The sequence below is a fragment of the Bradyrhizobium sp. Bra78 genome (assembly GCF_024519855.1).
In the GTDB taxonomy this organism is placed as follows: Bacteria; Pseudomonadota; Alphaproteobacteria; order Rhizobiales; family Xanthobacteraceae; genus Bradyrhizobium; species Bradyrhizobium japonicum_G.
Genome location: NZ_JALJRE010000003.1, coordinates 44,208 through 65,609 on the forward strand (window position 1 = coordinate 44,208; position 21,402 = coordinate 65,609).

Consider the following 21,402-nt stretch of genomic DNA (forward strand, 5'->3'; position numbering starts at 1 on the left):
CTCAGAGACCTCCATAGATGCGGTTGCGCGCCTTTTCCAGCGCCGAGCCCATGAGATTGATCGAGGTGAGCGCGACGGCAAGGAAGATTCCCGGGACGGTTCCGATCCACCAGGCGTTGAGCAGATATTTGCGGGAATCGGCGATGATGCTGCCAAAGCTTGGGGTCGGCGGCTGAATGCCGAGCCCAAGGAAACCCAGGATCGCTTCGAAGATCATCATGCGGGCGACATCGAGCACCGCGACGAACGCGATCGGGGGCAGGATGTTGGGCGCCGCGAACAGCAACAGGATCCGCCAGTCCCCGGCCCCAAGCACGCGCAGACCGCGCACATATTCCTTGCCGCGCTCGGCGACTGCGGCACTACGGGCCACTCGCGCGTAGAGCGGCCAGCCGGACAGCGCCAGCACGATGATGATCGTCGGGACGGTCGGCCGCGACACGCCGAGAATGGTGATCGCCAGGATGATCATTGGAATCGACAGCTGAGCGTCGGTAATCCGCATGATGATGGTGTCCCACCACTTGCCCTTGAAGCCTGCGAACAGGCCGAGACCGCAACCGATGACGAAGATCAGGAGCACCGTGACGATGCCGACCAGCAGCGAATACCGCAGCCCGATCAGGCTGCGCATCAGGATGTCGCGGCCGAGCTGATCCGTGCCCAGCACGTGATCCCAGGTCCACTTGTCGCCCAGATAGACCGGCGCCAGGAACTTGTCCTTCACCACCATCTTGGTGGCGCTGACCGAGGACACTTCGGGATAGATCGCGGACGCGAGCAGCAGTGCGATGAAGACGAAGAAGCCGATCTTGAAGCTCGACATGCCCCAGGCCGCGGCCAGGATTCGCCGGTTGACCGACCGGATACGGGCCAATCGAGGTTCAAGCTCAGCAGCGATGACCGTGGTCGCCGTCATGGTCAGATCTCCACGCGAGGATCGATGAGATAGGCGACCAGATCCACGATGATATTGATGAAGACAAACACCGCGCTGGTCGTGATGGCGATGCCTTGGATGACCGGGAAATCACGCCCGACCACGGAGACGACGGTCAGATTGCCGAGGCCCGGGTAATCGAAGATGTATTCGATCACCAGCACGCCGCCGATCAGGGTCGAAAGCTGGATGCCGAGCAAATTGACCAGCGGCACCGCGGCATTGCGCAGCGCATGGGAATAGACGATGCGGCGGCGCGACAGGCCGCGAACCCGGGCTTCGTCGATGAACGGCGCCTGCATCACCTCGCCGAGTGACGTCGTCAGCGTCCTGATGATGAAGGGCGCGATCTCCACCGCCAGCACCAGGGCCGGCAGAATGACATAGGAGAAGCCCTGGTAGCCGAGCGCCGGAAGCAGCTTCAGCTTGATCGACAGAAACAGGATCAGAACGATCGCAAGCCAGAAATTCGGGATCGACACGAACAGCGACTGCATGCCGAACGCCAGGGCGTTCTGCCATCGATGCTGATGCAGACCGCCGGCAATTCCGACCGGAAACGAGATCAGCAGCGCGAACAACAAGGCCATACCGCCCAATTGCAGCGTGAACGGCAAGCGTTCGAGAATGAGGTCGGTCACCAGCGCCATGTCCGACTTGGTCGGATCGACATATTGCCCACCGGCCGCAATCATGCCGCTACGCGGCCGAAGATAGGATTGTCCGAGATCGCCCTGGAGCAGACCGCTCATATAGCGGCCATATTGAACGATGATGGGGTCGCGCAGCCCCATCTTGGTCGCCACCTTTTCGACCACATCGGGCGGCGCCATTCCGCCGACGATCAGACGGACAGGATCGCCTGGAACCACGCGCAGCAGCGTAAAGATGATCAACGAGGTGATGAAGACGATCAGGAGACCCTGCGCGATCCGCTTGACCAGGAATTCCAGAATCAACATCGGGAAGAGCTACCCTTGCATTCGTCGGGAGTTCCGGCAGGCCGGGTTGTCTGGCCTGCCGCCGACCCGAGAAGACCGGCAGGCCGGACAAGTCCGACCTGCACCTGACCTCAGAAAACAGGCAGATCGGACAAGTCCGACCTGCTTGAGCAATCATCATGCCAGCGTGGCTTTGGTCATGTCCTGCATGCCGTTCGGATAGATGTAGAGGCCGTCCAGCTTCTTGCTGTAGGCGTGGATGAAGACCGACGTGAACAACGCGAGTGCCGGCGCCTTCTTGGCGATGGTCGGCAGTGTCTCGGTCTGGATGATCTTCTTGCGCTCTTCGATGGAGGTGGCATTGCGCTCCTTGTCGAGCACCGCGTCGATGTCCTTGTCGACGATGCCGGTAATGCGCTTCGACGACGAGTGGAAGTGGGTGCGCAGCACCAGATCCGGCTCGGGCGACCCCGTGCACCAGCCGCAGTCGATCATGTTGCCTTCGCCGCCGCCGGGCTTGTCATAGAGCAAGTTGCCCCAGGCCGCGACTTCGAGGGTCTGGAGATTGACCTTGAAGCCCTGCTCCTGGAGCATGCCGGTGATCAGTTCGGCATATTCCTTGGTCTTCGGATAGAACCCGACCGAGGTGTAATAGGTGAGTTCGGGAAGGCCCTGGCCCTTCGGGAAGCCGGCTTCCGCCAGCAGCTTCTGGGCCCTGGCCGGATCGAACTCCGGATATTCGGCGACCTCCGCATAGCCGAACTTCACCGGCGAAATATGCGCCTTGGAATAGGTCCCCGAGACGCCAAGCACCTCCAGCACCTGCTTGCGGTCGATGGAGTGGCAGGCCGCCAGCCGGATGCGCGGATCGTCGAACGGCTTCTTGGAGCAGCGAAAGAACAGATATTTGTTCTCGACCGAGACCGCCTTGTGGATGTTGAAGCGAGCATCCTTGGAGATCGTCTCGACCTGCTCCTGCTCCAGCCGCTCGATGATGTCCGCCGAACCATTCAGCAACGACAGCGTGCGGGTCGTGGTGTCGCCGACGAAATGATACTCGACGCCGGGAATCTTCGGCGCGCCGAGGAAGAAGTCGGCATTGGCGGTGAGAACGGTCGTGTCGCCCTTCTGCTCGACGTATTTGTACGGCCCGGTGCCGTTCATGCGAGCCGACAACTGCGCCTTGTTGGCGACGTCCTTGGCAGACATGATCGGCAGGAACGAGGAGAGATAATAGTAGAGCGCCGCCGGATAGCCGTGCGCCTTGGTATTGATGCGGCAGGTGAAATCGTCGACGACGTCGATGGTGACGAGACCCGGATACCACTGCGCCGGCCGGTCGGGCTGACAGCCATACTCGTAGGTCGCCTTGACGTCGGCTGCCGTAAACGGCGTGCCGTCATGAAACTTGACGCCCTTCCGAAGCTTGACCTCCATCGTGGAAGCATCGATCGGCGTCATGGACTCGGCCAGCTCGAAGATCAGCTCGTCCGGCTTGTCCGGCCGCATCGGCGCCCGCGTCAGATAGCCGAAGACGAATCCCTCGACGATCAACTGACCCAGATTGGTGTGCGTGGTTGGATCCCAATTGCCGGACAGTGCTTCGGCGCCGAGAAAACGCAGCGCCTTGCCCTCGGCCGCAAAAGCGGAATTTACCAGGAAGTCCGGATTGACCCGTCCGAAGCCGAACGCTGCGGCACCGGCAAGCCCCCCTAACATCACGTCTCTACGGTTGATCATGTCCTATCCCTCGATGATTTTGGCAACGCTGAAACTGCTGCCGAGGGCGCGGGGCACTCAGCCGTTTCGATCGTCTCGCGTAACTTGCAAAGCGTAGACCAAAGGCCACGCTTGCCCGATTCCTGCTGCTCCACGATTCCGTTGCTGACACTCCCGGATGCGCCGATTGCGCGCTCGACTCCAGACCGCCAGAGCACGCCGCCCAACTCCGAGGCAGCCGCGCCTCTCCGCTGTGCAGGACAGGAATGATGGACGCTCGGAACAACGTTTCGGAGACGATGGGCCTATATTTCCGTGTTTCGAAACGAGCGGAATCGCGGCCTTGAAGATACAGGAGCCTCCGACCAGTCACATCATTCGCGGCATCATCTCGGACCTCGACGGCGTGGCCTATCGAGGAGATTCAGCGATCCCGAGTTCGGTAAGAGCGTTTCGCACCTGGCATGAGCAGGGCCTGCCGTATGCGTTCGTCACCAATAACTCGACGAAATCTGCCGCGCAATTTGCGGCGAAGCTGACCAGCATCGGCATTCCGGCGGAAGCACGGCAGGTCTTCAACACCATCTCGGCGACGACGTCCCTGCTCGCAAGACGCTGGCCGCAAGGCACGCCGGTCTTTGCGATCGGCGAGCAGCCGCTGCGCACAGCCATTGAGGCAGCCGGATACGATCTGACCTCCGAGGACCCGGAGGTCGTGGTGCTCGGATTCGATTCGACACTCGACTACGCCAAGCTGCGGACGACGATACGAGCCGCCCTCGCGGGAGCGGCGATCGTTGCGACCAATCCCGATGTCCTCACGCCGGGGCACGATGGATATGACCCTTGCGTCGGCGTGATGACTGCGGCGGTGGTCGCCGCGGTACCGAGTGCGAAGCCGGTCGTCGTCGGCAAGCCGCAGCCCTTCCTGATCGAACGGGCGCTTGAGCATCTCGGCACCGCAAAGCACGAAACGATCATGATCGGCGACCAGCTCGCGACCGATATCGCGGCCGGCAACGCCGCCGGCCTGCGCTCCGTCCTGCTCGCCAGCGACGTCCCGTTCAATGCGGCCACGGGGGTCGTCCCCGATCGTGTCGTGTCGAGCCTTCTCGATCTCCTCGACGCCACTTCCGAGAGGGCCGGCCCGCTCTCATGATGACTCCGAGCTCGATCGAGAGCATGCAGACCGAGCTCGGCGCGGCCTTGCCGCTCTGGGGTCTGTCGTCACGATCGACGGTCTCCTTCCTCAGCCATTCCGAGAACACGACGTTTCTGGCGCGGGACCCGGCGTCTGGACGGAGGCTGGTGCTGCGCGTGCAGCCGGACCGGCTACCATACGTCCGTCGAGATCAGGTCCGAGCGCGCCTGGATCGCACCGATGGAACCGCCGCGATGGGGGAACGATTTCTGCAAGCGCTTTGATGGTCGCCCGTGGCGAGACAGAGTCGCTTGTCTTCTTTCGTTCCAGTCTCTCCGACGGTCCGGTCCTGACCTTCGAAGGCTTGACGATGCCGACCGCGGCGTCGGGACCTGCCGTCGCGTTGCGATAGGCCTCCCGAAAAATCTCCGTCATCCCTTCTCATGACCGCCTGCAGCAAAGGACTGCGTCTCGAATGCAACCTCTCGCAGCACCGTAGCCAGGACGGACGCGCCGGCGGCAACATGATCAGGCTCGGCCCACTCATGTTCGACATGGCTTGCACCATCCCGGCAAGGAATGAAGATCATTGCCGCTGGACAAATCTTGGCGAGATGGCGGGCGTCGTGGCCGGCGGCCGAGAGGATGGCCATGCTGGTATGCCCCTGCTGACGCGACGCCTCCGCGATGCTCGCCCGCAGGCGCGGATCGAAGGCGTTCGACGGCGCATCGACGAGCGGCGTTAACGTAACGGCGCAAGGTGGGGCGTATTCGCGGCAAAGGACCGAAATCTGAGCGCCGGCCGCATCGAGTACCGCATTGTCGGGATGGCGCAGATCGATGCTGAAGACGACGCGCGACGGCACCACTGACGGCGCGTTCGGCACGGCAGCAACCCGGCCGATCGTGAACTTGATGTCGGCATCGATTCCGCCGATCTCGGCGTGAAGCGCCGCTGCCATGCGCGCAAAGGCCGCGAGCGCATCCCGCCTCTCCTGCTGCGCGAGCGTACCTGCGTGTCCTTCCTCTCCCTCGATCAACACCTGAAAGGTCTTCTTGCCCTGGATGCCGGTGACGACGCCGATCGTGCAGGCGGCCGCCTCCAGCAGCGGTCCCTGCTCGATATGCAATTCGAGATAGGATCCGACGGCAAAGCCGAGCATTCTGTGCGGCACATCAGGGAAAGCCTGATGGAGGCGGTCTAGCGCTTCGCCGACGCTGACGCCGTCAGCATCACGCGCGGTGCGGATCGCCGCCATGTCACGCTCGCCCGTAAAGGCCTCCGAACCCATCATGCCCGGCGCGAAGCGCGAGCCCTCCTCGTTCATCCAGGCGACGACGATGACGTCGCGCACCGGCCGGTCGCCTCGCTCAGCCAGCGAGATCGCCGCCTCGAGTGCCGCCATCACGCCAGCGGCGCCGTCGAATTTGCCGCCGGTCGGCTGACTATCGAGATGACTGCCGAGCAGGAACGGCGGTGCGGCACCATCGCGCCCGGCGAGTGTCAGAAACAGGTTTCCCGCCGCATCCGTCGACGGCGTCAAGCCCGCCTCGCGCGCCCAGCCGATGACGCGGCGCCATGCGGCGATCTCGCCGTCGCTCAGCGCCTGACGGTTGACCCCGCCGGCGGGCGTCGCGCCGATCTCGGCGAGTGCCATCAAGCGGGTCCAGAGCCGATCGGCGTTGATCAGGGGCTGGCTGGTCATCGATCCACTACTTCGTGCGCATGATCTGGCCCGGCAGCGCGCGCGGATCACGTGGCAGCCAGCGGCCGGCCTCGACCTGGGCGATGAACTCTGCAAGCAGCGCGTTGAACGCCGCCGGTTCTTCCAGATTGAGGGTGTGACCGGTCTTGGGGAAGACCGAGAGCCCGCAGGCCGGAATCGTCTTCTTCAGGAAGATGCCGGGCTGGAGGCAGTGATCATCCTCATCGCCCACGACCACCAGCGTTGGCACAATCATCGACTTCAGTCCGTCCTCGAGGTCGTAGAACGACGGCCGCCGCGCCTGAACGCCGCGCATGGTGTTGGCGGCGCCGCGATCCGAATGGGTGGCGAGGCGATCGGCAAATTCCTGCCAGCCGCGCGGGTCCTTGTTCTGGAACTGCACGCGGCTCGCGCCGAGCGCATAGACTTTGGAGAACTCCTTCGCGCCCTGCGTCTCGAAATTGTCTGCGACTTCCAGCGAGACGCCGCGAAAATACTCTTCGAACTCCTTCTCGCAGCCATAGCCGGCGCCGGCCACCGTGAGTGACAGAGCGCGCTCCGGCGTGCGCAGGCCGAAATGCACCGTACAGAAGCCGCCCATCGAGAGGCCGACGATGTGCGCTTTCTCGATTCGGAGCGCATCGAGCACGGCGACCGCATCGTCCGCGGCGATCGCCTGGGAATAGGCCTCCACGCTATCAGGCACATCCGACGGCGGATAGCCACGGGCGGCGTAAGTGATGCAGCGGTGGCGCCTGCTGAAATAGCGGAGCTGCGGCTCCCAGCTAGCGTGATTGCCGCCGAATTCATGGATGAAGAGGATCGGCGTGCCCTCGCCGGCCTCCTCCACATGAAGCTTCACGCCGTCCTTCGCTGTAATCATCGTCATCGGCATCGTTCCTAGAATTGCGGCGGCAGGTCGTTGAGCGTGCGCGCCTGCGCGACCATCTCCGGCAGCAGTGTGCAGAGCTTTTCGACCCACGCTTGCGGCACGGAGGTGCTGATCTTGACGAAGCGGTCGCCGAAACGCTGGGTGTGATAGGTGCCCTGGCGGATCATGATGCCCTGGCGGCGATAGCATTCGACCAGCGCCTCGGGGCGGATGCCCGCCGCAACGGTCTCCAGCACCAGGAAGTTTCCGTGCGAAGGCATGATCGGCAGCGCCAGCCCTTCGATCGCGGCCGCCGCCTGCTGGATCATCGCCTTGTTGGCCCGGTCGGTGCTGCGGACCTTCTTCATCCATTCTGCCTTGACGGAAAGCCCCGCCTGCGCCGCGCGCTGGGCGATGACGCTCGCGCCGAGCACGCTCGTGGACGTCTGCGCGAACTCCTCGAACAGATCAGGCGCGGCAACGAGAGCGCCGATCCGCAATCCGGCAAGGCCCAGCCATTTCGAAAAGCTGGTCGAGACGACCGAGCCTTGCGGAGCCACGTGAAGCGCCGGGGTGTGGCCGTCGGCGAAATCACGATAGGTGCAATCATGCACCAGCAGCGCGCCGCAATCGCGCGCGATCGCCGCAAAGCTCTCGATCTCCTCGCGAGTGTAGCGGATGCCGAGCGGATTGTTGGGATCGACCAGATAAATGATCGCCGTGCGCTCGTCGACATTCGCCTTCAACGCCTCGGGCGTCAGGCGGTAGTTGCAGGCCGGATCGTAGATCGGAATCTCGATCACCTCGGCGCCCTGCTGGCGCGCGAACAGGCACGGCCATTTCCAGGTCGGATCGGTCGTCACCAGCGTGGTGCCGGGCTTGCAGCGCGCACGGCATATCATGGCCAGCGCGTTGACGCCGCCCTCGGTCACCAGCGCCTCCGCACCGGGTGCGCCGAGATCCGCAACGATCGCGGCGCGCAGCGCCTCGAAGCCGAGCGGGGGAGCATAGGCATTGAACTCGCCGGCCTCGATCGAGCGCAGCATCGCCTCGCGCACGGCGGGATGGCTCTCGACGTGGTTGGTATTCTGGCCGAGCCAATAGAGTCCCGGCGTCGCCGAGAGCTCGTCGAAATAGCGGTTGCGGACCAGCGCCGCGGATTGAGTCCCTGACATCGACGCCTCAGATCACCGAGCCGCGTGCGGCGATGCCGCCGTCGATCGTCACCACGGTGCCGGTGATGTAGCCGGACCGCGGCGAGGACAGGAAGGCGACGAGATCGGCGACCTCCTCCGACGTTGCCGGCCGCTTGCCCGGATATTTGTCGAACAGTTCCTCCCAGCGGCTTTCGTCGCCGAGCATGTCGATCGCCTTGCGCTTCATGATCTTGAGCATGCGGTCGGTGGCAACCGGTCCCGGATTGACCGCGACGACGCGCACGCCGTGATCGAGGCTGCGGCCACCGAGCGCCTTGGTGAAGGACATCAGCGCCGCGTTGCCGGTCGAGCCCGCGATGTAGCTCGCGTCCCAGTTCTCGCCGGAATTGCCGATGATGTTGATGATGACGCCGTCCTTGCCCTTCATGCGCGGATAATAGAGACGCGACAGCGTGATGTAGCCGAACACCTTGAGATCGAAGCCGCGCCGCCAGGCCGCGTCATCGAGAATTTCCAGTGAACCGGCCGGGATGTCGCCGGCATTGTTGATGAGAATGTCGATGTCGCCGACCTCGGCCGCGAGCTTCTCCATCGCAGCCGTGCTCGACAGGTCGAGCGCGTGGATGGTGATCTTCACGCCATGGCGGGCTTCGAGCTGTTTCTTGGCCTCGAGCATCGCCTCGCCGTTGCGGGCGGCGAGATGCAAATGACATCCTTCCGCGGCGAAGAGCTCGGCCACCGCAAGTCCAATTCCTTTCGACGCGCCGGTGATCAGGGCGGTCTTGTTCGTCAGCTTCAGGTCCACTCCGGGTCTCCAGGATGCAAGCTAGATATACAATGTCTAGCAATTTGCATACCAAGCGATCCCAAGGTCATTCGAAGGCGGCGAGGAAGTCCAGCAGGTTGTCGCCGAGCAGGTTGACGTGATCGCGCATGGCACTGTGCGCCCGCTCCGGATCGTGGGCCAGGATCGCCTGCATGATCGCCTCATGCTCGCGAATGGTGTCGGCGATCCGGTTCGGCATGCGCGTCACCCGGCGGCGATACGCCGCCACCTGGTTGCGCAACTTGCGGGTCTGGTCGGCCAGGAAGGCGTTGCGCGAGGCCTCGTAGATCGCCTCGTGGAATTCCTGGTTGATGTCGTAGAAGACGTCGATGTCGCCGGTTTCGCCCGCCGCTACAAGTCGCTGGTGAATCTCGCCAATTTCAGTCCCCCAGGCCTGCGGGACACGCCGCGCGGCAAGCCTTGCGCAAAGCCCTTCGAGCTCGGCCATGACCTGGAACATCTCGATCAGTGCCTGCGCCTTGATGCTGCGAACCGTTGCCCCCTGCCGCCCGCGCAGCTCGACCAGATGGTTGGCAGCCATCAGGCGGAACGCCTCCCGCACCGGTGTGCGCGAGACCCCAAAGCGCTGCGCGATCTCCTGCTCGTCGAGCCGGCTGCCCGGCTCGAGATGACCCGCCGCGATCGCGCCTTCGAGCTTCTGGCGCAGACTCTCGGCGAGCGTCATGCCGGAGCCTGCCGTGAGGGTCTCCTGCCCATTTTTCACGCGCCCGGCGCCGCCTTGTGCACCAATATTCGCCATCATGTTTCTCCAATGCCAATACAAGTATACATATTGACACTCACTCTCCAGCGAAACGCCCCGTTTTTCCTAAGGGATGCGCGCGGCGCCCACCTATTCGCTGTCGATCTCGCAAGTCTTATGCCTGATTTGCCTGAAAATCGCACTGGCACACGAGTTGCTACGAGATTTCGACGCGGCCCGCTTTCGTATGCGAATGGCCGCCGCCATTATACAAGGACATCCCGGTGCAGGCTGCCCGCCTCCCCAATCCCGGACCGACCACCGAAGCCCCACAGGCTCGGCCGGAGCCGCTGCTTTATCTTGGCGCGCTCAACAAAACCTTCGGTCCCGTCGCGGCCCTGTCGGGACTTCAGGCGAGCGTGGCCCCCGGAGAGTTCGTCACCGTCGTCGGTCCCAGCGGCTGCGGCAAGAGCACTCTTTTCAATATCGTCGCAGGGCTCGAGGAGCCGGACGCCGGCGGCATCCTGCGCTTCGAAGGCAAGAGCTGTCATGCCGCCGATCTGCTCGGCCGCGTCTCCTTCATGCCGCAGCGCGACCTGCTGTTTCCCTGGCGCAACGTCGTGGATAACGCCATCCTCGCGCTCGAGGTCGAGGGCATGCCGCGCGACCAGGCGCGCGCCAAAGCCCTGAAGATGCTGCCCGAGTTCGGGCTGGCCGGCTTCGAGAAGCAATATCCCAATCAATTGTCCGGCGGCATGCGCCAGCGCGTCGCCTTGATGCGGACCTTCCTGTTCGAGCGCGACCTGATGCTGCTGGACGAGCCGTTCGGCGCGCTCGATGCGCTGACGCGGGCCATGATGCAGCGCTGGCTGCTCGATGTCTGGCAGAAATACCGCCGCACCATTCTCTTCATCACCCATGACGTCGACGAGGCGATCTTCCTCGGCGACCGCGTGCTGGTCATGACGGCGCGCCCCGGCTCCGTGAAGCTCGAACAGGTCGTCGATCTTCCTCGCCCGCGCCGGCCCGAGATCGTCACCTCCCCCGAATTCGTGCGCCTCAAGCGCACGCTGCTCGACGCAATCGAGGAGGAAAGCATGAAATCGTTCCAATCCTCCATCGCGCAGGAGAAGCCGCAATGAACGCGATGTCAGCGAGAGAGCCCGCGCCGCGCGGGATCGAACCGGCGGAATGGGACGCGCGCATCAAGCTTGCAGCCTGCTATCGCATGGTCGCCAGGCTCGGAATGGACGACCTGATCTACAATCACATCTCCCTGCGCGTGCCCGGCCACGACGACCAGTTCCTGATCAATCCCTATGGGCTGCTGTTCGACGAGATCACGGCATCGAGCCTGGTGAAGATCGACACCAAGGGTAACAAGCTCGACGACACGCCACAGGCCGTCAACGTCGCGGCCTTCGTGATCCATGCCGCGATCCACACCTCGAACCACGACGCGGCCTGCGTGCTGCACACCCATTCCGACGCGAGCGTTGCGGTCTCCGGCCAGGAGAAAGGCCTGTTGCCGCTCAGCCAGTTCGCGATGCGGTTCTACGACAGGCAGGCCTTCCACGACTATGAAGGCGTCGCCATCGACCTGGACGAGCAGGTTCGCCTAGTGCGCGATCTCGGCCCGCACAAGGTGATGCTGATGCGCAACCACGGCATCCTCACCGTCGGCCGGACCCCGGGCGAGGCTTTCATGCTGCTCTACTATTTCGAGCGCGCCGCGCGGATCCAGTTCCAGATGCAGGCCGCCGCCGCGGCCGGCGCCACGCTGGTGACGCCGCCGCCCGAGGTCTGCGAGAAGGCCGCGCGCCAGTTCTGGGAATTGCAGGGCGACATCCTCGTGCCCGGCGAACGCGAATGGCCAGCGCTGATGCGTCAGCTCGACCGCACCGATCCGTCCTACCGCAATTGATTTTCACCGCCAGGAGCATCACCATGTTGAGCCGACGCCACGCCTTCTCCGTCCTTTCCGCCATCGCACTGGCAACGGGCTCGCTCGTCACGGCTGCGCCCGCCGCCGAGTTGCAGAAGGCGAGCCTGCGCCTGAAATGGCTGCCACAGGCGCAGTTCGCCGGTTTCTACGTCGCAGCCGCCAAGGGCTACTACAAGGCCGAGGGCATCGACCTCACCATCAATCCCGGCGGGCCCAACCTGCTGACCGAAAACCTGGTCGCGACCGGTGCCGACACGTTCGGCCTCTCCGGCGGCACCGACAGCGTGTTCGCAGCCCGCGACAAGGGGCTGCCGATCGTCTGCATCGGTGTGTCCCACCAGATCACGCCCTTCATCTTCGTCGCCCGCAAGGACGGGCCGGTGAAGACGATCCAGGATTTCAAGGGCAAGACCGTCACCACTTGGTTCACCGGCGCCAATCACGTGCTGACCGGCATGCTGGCCAAGGAAGGCATCAAGCCGGATGAGCTGAAGATCCAGCCGCAGCAGGTTTCGGTGACGCCCTTCGTCGACGGCAGCATCGATGTGGTCACGGCGACCTATTACAACGAGTTCTACACTATCCAGTCGCGCATGCCGAAGGACAGCTTGAAGACCTTCGTCGCCGAGGACTACGGCATCACCTTCCCGCGCGACACGCTCATCGTGGCCGAGGCGATCGCCAAGGAAAAGCCGGAGCTCGTCAAGGCGTTCCTGCGGGCTTCGCTCAAGGGTTGGAAAGACGCCTTCTCCGATCCCAAGGGCGCCGTCGACACTGTGATGGCTGTAGCCCCGACGCTCGATCGTGCGCAGCAGGAATTCATGCTCACCGAGGTGAAGCGCCTGATGACGGCCGGCGCGGCCGGCAAGAACGGCCTGTTCTGGATCGACGCCGACGCGGTCAAGACCGCCCACGACTTCTTCCTGAAATATGGCGTGATCTCCAAGCCGGTTGATCTCGCTGCCGCCTATGACGCCAGCTTCATCCAGAGCATCCCGGCGGCGGACCGGCTGCCGTGAGCAGCACTGCGGCGACATCGCTTGGTTCCGGCCGCGCGGCTGCGCGGTCGATGGCAATGCCGGTTTCGCTGCGCAAGCTGATCCGGCTCCTGCTCGGCCTCGCCATTGCCGCGGTGGTCTGGGAAGGCGCGGTGCTGCTGTTCGGCATCCGGCCCTATTACCTGCCGCGCCTCAGCACGATTCTGCTGGCGATGGCGGCGACGCCCCGCGCCTATGTCGACGGCTTCCTGCGGACCCTGGCCGAGACGCTGATCGGATTCGCTTCCGGCGGCGCGTTCGGCGTGCTCATGGGTGTCGCGTTTTTCCGCCTCCGTGCGCTGCGCGAGATGGTGTTTCCGATCTTCGTGGTGTCGCAGACCATCCCGGTCATCGCCTTCGGCGCGCTGGTGGTGCTGTGGTTCGGCAATACGCTGCTCGCCAAGGCGATCATCGCATTCTACCTGACCTTCTTTCCGGTGACGGTGAACACGCTTCTGGGCCTCGAGACGGTCGATCCCAAGCAGGTCGACCTGATGCGCAGCTTCGGCGCCTCCAACCGCCAGCTCCTGTTGCGCTTGCAGCTTCCAACCGCGCTGCCGCAGATCTTCGTGGCGCTGCGGCTCGCTGCATCATTGAGCCTGGTCGGCGCCATCGTCGGCGAATGGTTCGGCGACACCACCGGGCTCGGCGTGCTGCTGCTCCAGGCCATGTTCACCGAGAACGTCGTCGCGATCTGGGCCGCCCTGCTTGCCGCGGCTCTGCTCGGCACCGGCTTCTATGCGGTCGTCGCCGCGGTCGAACGACGGCTGGTGTTCTGGAGCGCGGAGCAATGAGCCGCGCGCTTGCTTCACCCTCGCTCGCCGTCCAGCGCGGCATTCTCGGCGCCTTCATCCTGGTCGCGTGCTGGGAAGGCGCGGCGCGCGGACTGCATCTGCCGGCCTATGTTCTGCCCGCCGTCAGCGACATCCTCGCGGGCCTCTGGTCCAAGCGCGCAACGCTGACCGACGCCGCCGGCTACACCCTGCTCGAAGCGCTGGTGGGCTATGGCCTCGGCTGCCTGATCGGCATCGGCCTCGCCGTCGCCATCGCATTGGTGCCGGCGCTGCGCACCGCGATCCTGCCGCTCGCGACCGCGATCAATTCGGTGCCCGTGGTCGGCTATTCGCCGCTGATCCTGCTCTGGTTCGGCATCGGCGTCAGCTCGAAGATCGTGATGGTGGCGATGGCGGTGAGTTTCACCATTCTGCTCTCGATGCTGGCCGGGCTCGATCGTGTCGATCGCCGCGCCATCGACCTGATGCGCAGCTTCGGGGCAAGCCGCTTCGGGGTGCTGTGGCGCCTGCGCCTGCCGACCGCGCTGCCGCTGCTGTTGGCCGGCATGCGCGTCTCGACGGTGCGCAGCGTGATCGTGGCGATCGTCACCGAGATGCTCGGCGCGCATGGCGGGCTCGGCTGGGTGATCTACCAGGCGGTGCTCCAGATCGACTTCGTCCAGGTCTGGGCGGCGATCTTCGTCGCCTCCGCCGCGAGCCTCGCCTTCTTCGGCCTGATCGGTTTCCTCGAACGCAAGATCCTGTTCTGGACATGACGCCATGAAACGACAGATGCATCTCGGCCTGTTCATCCTGGGAACCGGCAGCCACGTCGCCGGCTGGCGCTATCCCGGCGCGGTCGACAGCTTCCAGGATTTTGCGGCGATCCAGCAGATCGGCCGCACCGCCGAGCGCGGCAAGTTCGACCTGATCTTCATGGGCGACAATCTCTATGCCGATGCCGTAGCCCATCCCTCCTACACCCTGCGGCTGGAGCCGCTGACGATGCTCGCCGCGCTCGCGACCTCGACCAGCCACATCGGCCTCGGCGCGACCGTCTCCACCACCTACAGCGATCCGTTCTCGGTGGCGCGCGTGTTCGCCTCGCTCGATCACATCTCCAAGGGCCGCGCGGCGTGGAATGCGGTGACGACGGCCAATCCGGCGACCGCAGCGAATTTCGGCACCACCCACCCCGACCACGCCCGCCGCTACGAGATGGCCGGCGAATTCCTCGACGTCGTCAAGGGACTGTGGGACGGCTGGGCGGATGACGCCATCGTCGCCGACCGCGCCAGCGGCCTCTATATCGATCCGGCGAAGCTCCGCCCGATCGACCATGACGGTGCATTCTTCAAGGTCAAGGGCCCGCTGAACATCGGCCGCAGCCCGCAGGGGCGCCCGGTCGTCCTCCAGGCCGGCGGCTCCGAGGCCGGCCAGGCGCTGGCCGCGCGCACCGCCGATATCGTGTTCTCGGTGGTGCAGGACATCGAGGAGGCCAAGACCGGTTACACGTCGTTGAAGACGCGACTGCCGTCGTTCGGCCGCAAGGCCGCCGATGTCACGGTGCTGCCGGGCGTGATGCCCGTCGTCGGCCGCACCGACAAGGAGGCGTTCGAGAAGCTCAACGTGCTCCAGAGCTTTGTCAGCGGCAGTAATGCGCTTGCCATCCTGTCCGACCGCTTCGGCCGGGACATGTCGACTTACGATCTCGACGGACCTATCCCAGACATCGCACCGTCAGACAGCTATCACAGCTTCGCCAGCGTCATGCTCGCGAAGGGCCGCCGCGAGAACATGACGCTGCGCGATCTCTACAATCTCACCGCCGCCGCACGCGGCCATTGGGTGCTGTGCGGCTCGGCCGAGCGCATCGCCGATACGCTCCAGCTCTGGTTCGACGAGCACGCCGCCGACGGCTTCAACGTCATGCCGCCCTACTTCCACGAAGGGTTCGAGGATTTCGTCCAGTTGGTCGTGCCGATCCTGCAGGAGCGCGGGCTGTTCCGCGCGGAGTATGAGGGCGCGACGTTGCGCGATCATCTCGGCCTTCCGCGCCCGGCCAATCCGTTCTTCGAGGCTTAGAGCGCGCCGGCGGTCCGCAAGGCCTGTTCGAGCGCCTGCAACTCGCTCGGTATCGCCGGCGGCTGCGGCGGCCGTACCGCGTCGCAGGAGAGACGTCCGAGCAGCTTCAGGCAGGCCTTGAGCCGGACTGTCGCCCGTCCTCCGGGCGCATCGCGATAGATTGCCACCGCCAGCGGATAAAGCTTGTCATGCGCGGCACGCGCACGATCCCAATCGCCGGCCTCGGCCGCAGTCCAGAGGCTGATCACGAGCTCCGGCACGACGCAGGCAAGGCTGACCTGGCTACCGGCCGAACCGACGAGGTAGCTTGTCAGCAGATGTTCGTCGCCGGAGCCGAGCACGACGAACTCGGGACGCAGCTTGTGAATCAGCCTCAGATTCTGCTCGTAAGTCGCGACCTCCCAGCTGCCTTCCTTGATCGCGACGAAGCGACGATCCGCGATGAGCCGCGTCAGCAGCGGCGGCGGGTAGGCCATGGTGCCCGCACCGACCGGTGCGGCATAGAGCATCAAGGGTGCGGTTGTCGCATCGCGGATGCGTCGATGATGCTCGATGACGCAGTCATCGGCGTGACCGAGCGCCCAGCTGTTCGGAGGGAATACCAGGAGGCCGTCCGCACCAGCCTGCTCCAGCGTGGCCGCCTCGCGCGCAGCCTCCAGGCTCGATTCATGGTTGACACCGGAGACGATCAGGCAGCCCCCCGGAACATGTGCACGCGCCAGCTCCACCACGCGCCGCTTCTCGGCCAGCGACAGCACGAAGTTTTCGCCGGCATGGCCGTTGACAAGCAGCCCATTGATCCCCGGCGTGGACGCGACCGAGGCCAGATGATCTGCCAGTCCTGGCTCATCGATCTCGAAGTGGGGCGTCATCGGCACGATCGTGGCGGCATGGATGCCGCGCAGGCGATCTCTGAATGTTTGCATCACAGCCGCCGCGCCGGCTAGTGAATGATCTGGTCGAGGAACGTCCGCGCCCGCTCGGACTTCGGATGCTTGAAGAATTCCTCCGGCGCGGCCTGCTCGACGACTGTTCCTTCATTCATGAACACGATGCGGTCCGCGACCTCGCGGGCGAAGCCCATCTCGTGGGTCACGCACAGCATGGTCATGCCCTCTTCCGCGAGCTTCTTCATGGTCTCGAGCACCTCCTTGACCATCTCGGGGTCGAGCGCGGAGGTCGGCTCGTCGAACAGCATGATCTTCGGCCGCATGCACAGCGCGCGTGCGATCGCGACGCGCTGCTGCTGGCCACCCGAGAGCTGCCCCGGAAATTTTTCGGCCTGATCCGGAATCCGAACCTTGGTGAGGAAATGCATGGCGAGGTCCTTTGCCTCCGCCACCGTCATGCCGTTCACGGTCATCGGCGCCAGGATGCAGTTCTCCAGCACCGTCATGTGCGGAAACAGGTTGAAGCTCTGGAAAACCATGCCGGTGTCACGCCTGACCGCATCGATGTTCTTGCGCTGGCGATCGAGCTCGACACCGTTGACGTAGATCAGACCCTCATCATGCTTCTCGATGTGGTTGATGCAGCGAATGAGCGTCGACTTGCCCGAGCCCGAGGGACCGCAGACCACGATCTTCTCGCCCTTTGCGACCTTGAGATCGACCTCATTCAAGGCGGTGAAGTCGCCATAATGCTTGTAGACGGCCTCCATGCGAACCGCCTGTACCTCGCGGAGCTGCGGCTGCGCACCTTCGACGCCCCTCACGCTGACCGTATTCCTCGGTATCTCGCTCATGCACGGGCCTCCACGCTCGCCTGCGCAACCGGCGCCCTCGCCGCGACCCGCCTGGACTTCGCAGCGCTCGACCGACCAAAATGCTTCTCCAGCCGGCGCTGAATCGCATCCCAGACAGAGGTGAGGATCAGGTAATAGGCCGTGGCCGCCGCATAGACTTCAAGGATCTGGAAATGCTCCTGCATCAGCATGTCGCTGCGGCGCATCAGCTCCTCGACCGAGATCACCGAGGCGAGCGAAGTCGCCTTCAGCAGCGAATTGATGGAGTTGCCGAGCGGCGGGATCATCAGCCGGAATGCCTGCGGCAGGGTCACGCGGCGAAACGTCGTCCATGGCGACAGGCTGAGCGCCCAGGCGGCTTCGCGCTGCCCCGCCGAAACGGCCATGAAGCCGCTGCGGACGATCTCGGCCAGATAAGCCGCCTCGTTGAGAATGAGGCCGACCAGCGCGCAAGTGATCACGGAGAACTTGATCCCGAGTTGCGGCAAGCCGCTGTAGATCACCACCAGCTGGATCAACAGCGGCGTGCCGCGGAAGAACCAGATATAGAAGCGCGAGAAGCCTGACAGAACCGGGTTGGACGACATGCGCATCAACGCGATGCCCATGCCGAGGATCAATCCGCCGATGACGGCCGCCACCGTCAGGCCGATGGTGACGAGCACACCCTTCATCAGGAAGTAGTTGAAGAAGTAGTTGACGGCGGCCGTCGGACTGAAATGGCTCATCGGCTCGTCTCCGTGGTTAGGCCGGACCGGGGCCGGCGATCGCAAGCGGCTGATCGGCCGGCATGCTGGTCAGGCCGAACTTGTCGAACAATGCCTGATAGAAGCCGTCGGCGCGCATCGCGTTCAGCGCCTTGACGACGGCATCGACCACCATCTTGTTGCGGAAGCCGAGCGTGGTGCGCGCCGTGCCGAGCCCGCTCAGCACTTCCTTGACGCGGCCGCGGCCGACGAGATCGCGTGCCACGCTGTCCACGAGCAGCGCATTGTCCACCTGCCCTGCGAGCAGCGCGCTCACGACGTTGGTCGCCGTCGGAAACGTGCGCATCTCGATCGCCCCGCCGCCCTTTGCCACGCTGGTATCGCTGAGCTTCTTGAGCCAATTCATCTGGTAGGTGCTGACCTCAACCGCGGATGTTTTTCCGGTCAGGTCGGATTCATTAGCAATTGTTATGCCGCTGTCAGGCGCAACCACGACCGAGATGGCTTGAATGGCGTACGGCACCATGTACATCAGCTTCGAGCGTTCCTCGGTCCAGAACATGCCGGTGTCGATGCCGTCGATGCGGCCCGCGCCCATCGCCGGAATCATCGCCGGAAAATCCATCCGGACGAGTTCGACCGGAAGACACAACCGCTTGCCGAGCTCGGCGGCGAGTTCCACGTTGAGGCCCTGCAACTGGCCGTCCTTGTCGACGAATTGCTGCGGCGGATTGGTCGGGTTGATGGAGAGCTGCAATTTCCCCGGTGCGATCAGATTGTCGTCGCTGATCGCGGGCGTGCAGGCGGCACGCGCCGCAGCGGGCGCGAGAACGAGTGCGGCAACGGCACTCAAGCGAAGCAGTGTCGAGAGCATATAATACCTCCGGTAAGACGCCAATGAGCGATGCAGTCCCTCGCCCGGGATTCCCCCTCAATGTTTCTTGGATGCGGCGGGCCGGATCTTGCGACACGACAGGCAGCATCGTCTTCGTCCCTCTCAGGCCGGTCCCGACATCGGCTTGAGCTGGATTCGCATGAAGTTCTTCACCAGGGATTCGAACGGACCGAAGCCCTTCACCTTGTGGAATTCCGGCGTCTCGAACGCCCATCGTCCCGCGACTTCGTACATGGCCGCGTATTTTGGTCCGTCGCCGATCGAGACGAATCTCTTTGCCGACAGCCAGCCGGGACAGGCGAGCAGATCGGGAAAATGCCTCTGCTCGTACCAGGCGTTGAACGCAGCTTCGTGCTCCGGATCGATATCGACCCGCACGATGTGGATGAAGGCCTCGTCCGGCATCAGCGCCTCCGTCACGCCAAACGGATGTCGCCGGCCGCGCGCGCCGCTCCGACGGTCGTCGCGATGGCGTCGCACAACGCAGGCAGGACCGGCAGCAACGGCGGCCGCGGATCCGCATTGCGGATCAGGCCGAGCACCCTCAGCCCGACCTTCATGCGCGTGTGCATGTCCATGATCGGCGCTGGTCCATAGATCGCCCGGACGATCGGATAGAGCCGCTCGTTGACGGCGCGCATCGCCTTGAGATCGTCGGCGAGCGAAGCCTGCCAGAGCGCGACGAACAGATCCGGCGCGAGGCTGACGAGACCCGAGAGAATGCCGTCGCCGCCGACGGCAAGCTGCGGCAGGAACCAGTTGAAATTCGACGGCAGGATCGCGACGGACGGGTCGGCCCGCTTCACCGCGCGCCGGTTCTCGTCATAGGCGAAGATGGTGTCGCTGCCCTCCTTGATAGCGATGACGCTGTCGAGGCCTGCGATCTTCGCCAGCGTCTCCGGCGAATAGCCAAGTCCGGACGCCAGCGGATACTGGAAGATCGACACCGGAATGCCGATGGCGGAACTGATAGCCAGCACGTAAGCCACCGGCGCGCGCGAGGTCGCCGATGCACCGCCGCCGAGCGGTGCCGGCGGGAATAACACGGCGCAATCGGCGCCGGCGGCTTCCGCGAGCTGCGCCTGATGGATCGCCTCCGCGGTCGAATGAGCGATGATACCCGAAAGCAGCGGCTTGCCACCGATATGCCGGCGCGTCCGCTCGATCACCGCCTGTCGCTCGTCGTCCGAGAGCGACCCGCCCTCGCCGGCATGTCCGTTGACGAACACCGCCGCGATTCCGTCCGGACAGGCGCAATAGTCGAGCACGCGGGCGTAGCCGTCCCAGTCGATCGAGCTGTCGTCCTTGAAGGGCAGCACGGTTGCGACCGTGACGCCGCGCAAGTCAGGTTTCTTCATCGGCTTGCTCATGACGGTTTCCGGCGCGGGAATTTCAGGCTCGCGCGTGCCTTCAGCACCTCGAGGCCGCCCTCGTTGCGGGCGCTTGCCTCCCAGATGATGGTGCGGGTCTCGTCGTGCTGCTCGGCGATCCAGACGTCGAATGTGAGCGTATCGCCGTAGAACACCGGGCCGGTGAACCAGAACCGATCCTCGACAGAGACGCCGATGGTGCCAACGAGCTCGCTGGTGAGTACACTGGTGCAGAGGCCGGCGACCATGATCCCCGGCGCCAGCCGGCGACCGAAGCGCGTTGCGCCCGCATAGACCTCGTCGACATGGACAGGTCCGAAATCGCCGGTGGCGGCAATGTAGAGCGCGCCGTCCGCCTCGGTGATGGTCTTGCTGAGGCTGACCCTGTCGTTCACCTTGAGATCGTCGAAGGATTTCGGCTCGTACATGGCTCAGCCCTTCGCGAACGGAACCAGCGTCGCGGTGCCGTCCACCACGGTCACCCCCGAGGGCGACAGCGTGCAGGTGACCCGGCAGACCGCGTCGTCGCCGGCAACCGAGACGATTTCGGCCTTGGCCTCGACGGACTCGCCGACGATCACGGGGGCGGCGAAAGTCAGCGCGATGCTGCCGATCCGCCGCGTCGGTCCGCCGAGCTGGCTGAGGCAGGTGGTGGCGAGACCGCCGACTGCGAGCTCGAAGGCGACCATGTTTGAGGCGCCGGCCTTTTTGGCGCGGACGGCATCGACATAGAGACCACCGAGATTGCCGCTGATGCCGGTGAACATCGCCTGCTCTGCGACCGTCATGGTCTTGCGGAAGGCAAAGGCGGCGCCGGGCTTGAGAGGTGCGTGAGACATCGG

At 64.3% G+C, this 21,402-nt stretch carries 24 protein-coding genes; 8 read left to right on the top strand and 16 right to left on the bottom strand.

Annotated elements, in window-relative coordinates:
- Nucleotide 1: 1 nt before the first annotated feature.
- The 3 genes from OC450_RS07695 to OC450_RS07705 all read right to left on the bottom strand — a co-directional run bounded on the left by OC450_RS07695 (nt 2) and on the right by OC450_RS07705 (nt 3,621).
- The gene (locus OC450_RS07695; RefSeq protein ID WP_211383252.1) at nt 2–919 is read right to left on the bottom strand and encodes an ABC transporter permease; all 918 of its coding nucleotides are present in this window, start codon (nt 917–919) and stop codon (nt 2–4) included.
- A gap of 2 nt (nt 920–921) precedes the next feature.
- Nucleotides 922–1,902, bottom strand: coding sequence for an ABC transporter permease (locus OC450_RS07700; RefSeq protein ID WP_211383251.1), 981 nt, complete (start codon nt 1,900–1,902; stop codon nt 922–924).
- A 156-nt stretch (nt 1,903–2,058) separates the two neighbouring features.
- Nucleotides 2,059–3,621, bottom strand: coding sequence for an ABC transporter substrate-binding protein (locus tag OC450_RS07705; RefSeq protein ID WP_211383250.1), 1,563 nt, complete (start codon nt 3,619–3,621; stop codon nt 2,059–2,061).
- Nucleotides 3,622–3,943: 322 nt separating this feature from the next.
- On the opposite strand from OC450_RS07705, the gene OC450_RS07710 reads away from it, so the two are divergent.
- Nucleotides 3,944–4,759 (top strand): HAD-IIA family hydrolase, encoded by an 816-nt coding sequence (locus tag OC450_RS07710; protein WP_262047591.1) that lies wholly within the window; start codon nt 3,944–3,946, stop codon nt 4,757–4,759.
- Nucleotides 4,760–4,782: 23 nt separating this feature from the next.
- The gene (locus tag OC450_RS07715; RefSeq protein WP_262047592.1) at nt 4,783–5,025 is read left to right on the top strand and encodes a hypothetical protein; all 243 of its coding nucleotides are present in this window, start codon (nt 4,783–4,785) and stop codon (nt 5,023–5,025) included.
- 147 nt (nt 5,026–5,172) lie between these two features.
- On the opposite strand, the gene OC450_RS07720 is transcribed toward OC450_RS07715, so the two are convergent.
- The 5 genes from OC450_RS07720 to OC450_RS07740 form a co-directional block, all read right to left on the bottom strand.
- Nucleotides 5,173–6,447 (bottom strand): Zn-dependent hydrolase, encoded by a 1,275-nt coding sequence (locus tag OC450_RS07720; protein ID WP_262047593.1) that lies wholly within the window; start codon nt 6,445–6,447, stop codon nt 5,173–5,175.
- Nucleotides 6,448–6,454: 7 nt separating this feature from the next.
- Nucleotides 6,455–7,336: an alpha/beta fold hydrolase gene (locus OC450_RS07725; RefSeq protein WP_262047594.1), complete on the bottom strand. Its 882-nt coding sequence runs from the start codon at nt 7,334–7,336 to the stop codon at nt 6,455–6,457.
- An 11-nt stretch (nt 7,337–7,347) separates the two neighbouring features.
- Nucleotides 7,348–8,493: a pyridoxal phosphate-dependent aminotransferase gene (locus OC450_RS07730; RefSeq protein ID WP_211383247.1), complete on the bottom strand. Its 1,146-nt coding sequence runs from the start codon at nt 8,491–8,493 to the stop codon at nt 7,348–7,350.
- A gap of 7 nt (nt 8,494–8,500) precedes the next feature.
- Nucleotides 8,501–9,280 (bottom strand): SDR family oxidoreductase, encoded by a 780-nt coding sequence (locus tag OC450_RS07735; RefSeq protein ID WP_063708464.1) that lies wholly within the window; start codon nt 9,278–9,280, stop codon nt 8,501–8,503.
- Between the two features lie 67 nt (nt 9,281–9,347).
- Entirely contained in the window at nt 9,348–10,061 is a 714-nt protein-coding gene (locus OC450_RS07740) for a GntR family transcriptional regulator (RefSeq protein ID WP_262047595.1), read from the bottom strand.
- A gap of 227 nt (nt 10,062–10,288) precedes the next feature.
- On the opposite strand from OC450_RS07740, the gene OC450_RS07745 reads away from it, so the two are divergent.
- From OC450_RS07745 to OC450_RS07770, 6 genes are read left to right on the top strand one after another with little or no spacing between them, the layout of a single operon-like run.
- Nucleotides 10,289–11,146 (top strand): ABC transporter ATP-binding protein, encoded by an 858-nt coding sequence (locus tag OC450_RS07745; RefSeq protein ID WP_262047596.1) that lies wholly within the window; start codon nt 10,289–10,291, stop codon nt 11,144–11,146.
- Nucleotides 11,143–11,928 (top strand): class II aldolase/adducin family protein, encoded by a 786-nt coding sequence (locus OC450_RS07750; RefSeq protein ID WP_262047597.1) that lies wholly within the window; start codon nt 11,143–11,145, stop codon nt 11,926–11,928. Before OC450_RS07745 ends, OC450_RS07750 begins: the two co-directional genes overlap by 4 nt.
- 23 nt (nt 11,929–11,951) lie before the next feature.
- Nucleotides 11,952–12,968: an ABC transporter substrate-binding protein gene (locus tag OC450_RS07755; protein WP_262047598.1), complete on the top strand. Its 1,017-nt coding sequence runs from the start codon at nt 11,952–11,954 to the stop codon at nt 12,966–12,968.
- Complete coding sequence (locus OC450_RS07760) at nt 12,965–13,780, top strand: ABC transporter permease (protein WP_211383242.1); 816 nt, start codon at nt 12,965–12,967, stop codon at nt 13,778–13,780. Before OC450_RS07755 ends, OC450_RS07760 begins: the two co-directional genes overlap by 4 nt.
- A complete protein-coding gene (locus OC450_RS07765; RefSeq protein ID WP_211383241.1) occupies nt 13,777–14,535 on the top strand; it encodes an ABC transporter permease in 759 nt (252 codons plus the stop codon). The genes OC450_RS07760 and OC450_RS07765 overlap by 4 nt, the downstream gene beginning before the upstream one ends.
- Nucleotides 14,536–14,539: 4 nt before the next feature.
- Nucleotides 14,540–15,844 carry an LLM class flavin-dependent oxidoreductase gene (locus OC450_RS07770; RefSeq protein WP_262047599.1) on the top strand — a complete coding sequence of 435 codons (1,305 nt, stop codon included), beginning with the start codon at nt 14,540–14,542 and terminating at the stop codon, nt 15,842–15,844.
- Here the strand turns inward: OC450_RS07770 and OC450_RS07775 are convergent.
- The 8 genes from OC450_RS07775 to OC450_RS07810 form a co-directional block, all read right to left on the bottom strand.
- Nucleotides 15,841–16,770: a dihydrodipicolinate synthase family protein gene (locus OC450_RS07775; RefSeq protein ID WP_262047600.1), complete on the bottom strand. Its 930-nt coding sequence runs from the start codon at nt 16,768–16,770 to the stop codon at nt 15,841–15,843. The genes OC450_RS07770 and OC450_RS07775 overlap by 4 nt on opposite strands.
- Nucleotides 16,771–16,787: 17 nt before the next feature.
- A complete protein-coding gene (locus OC450_RS07780; RefSeq protein WP_211383238.1) occupies nt 16,788–17,588 on the bottom strand; it encodes an amino acid ABC transporter ATP-binding protein in 801 nt (266 codons plus the stop codon).
- On the bottom strand, nt 17,585–18,316 hold the full coding sequence (locus OC450_RS07785) for an amino acid ABC transporter permease (RefSeq protein WP_211383237.1): 732 nt from the start codon (nt 18,314–18,316) through the stop codon (nt 17,585–17,587). Before OC450_RS07785 ends, OC450_RS07780 begins: the two co-directional genes overlap by 4 nt.
- Before the next feature lie 16 nt (nt 18,317–18,332).
- Nucleotides 18,333–19,169 carry an ABC transporter substrate-binding protein gene (locus OC450_RS07790; RefSeq protein WP_211383236.1) on the bottom strand — a complete coding sequence of 279 codons (837 nt, stop codon included), beginning with the start codon at nt 19,167–19,169 and terminating at the stop codon, nt 18,333–18,335.
- A gap of 123 nt (nt 19,170–19,292) precedes the next feature.
- A complete protein-coding gene (locus OC450_RS07795; RefSeq protein ID WP_211383235.1) occupies nt 19,293–19,595 on the bottom strand; it encodes a DUF4286 family protein in 303 nt (100 codons plus the stop codon).
- A gap of 11 nt (nt 19,596–19,606) precedes the next feature.
- Entirely contained in the window at nt 19,607–20,560 is a 954-nt protein-coding gene (locus OC450_RS07800; RefSeq protein WP_211383234.1) for a dihydrodipicolinate synthase family protein, read from the bottom strand.
- Entirely contained in the window at nt 20,557–20,988 is a 432-nt protein-coding gene (locus OC450_RS07805) for a MaoC family dehydratase (RefSeq protein WP_211383233.1), read from the bottom strand. The genes OC450_RS07800 and OC450_RS07805 overlap by 4 nt, the downstream gene beginning before the upstream one ends.
- A 3-nt stretch (nt 20,989–20,991) precedes the next feature.
- Entirely contained in the window at nt 20,992–21,399 is a 408-nt protein-coding gene (locus OC450_RS07810) for a MaoC/PaaZ C-terminal domain-containing protein (RefSeq protein WP_211383232.1), read from the bottom strand.
- Between the last annotated feature and the right edge of the window lie 3 nt (nt 21,400–21,402).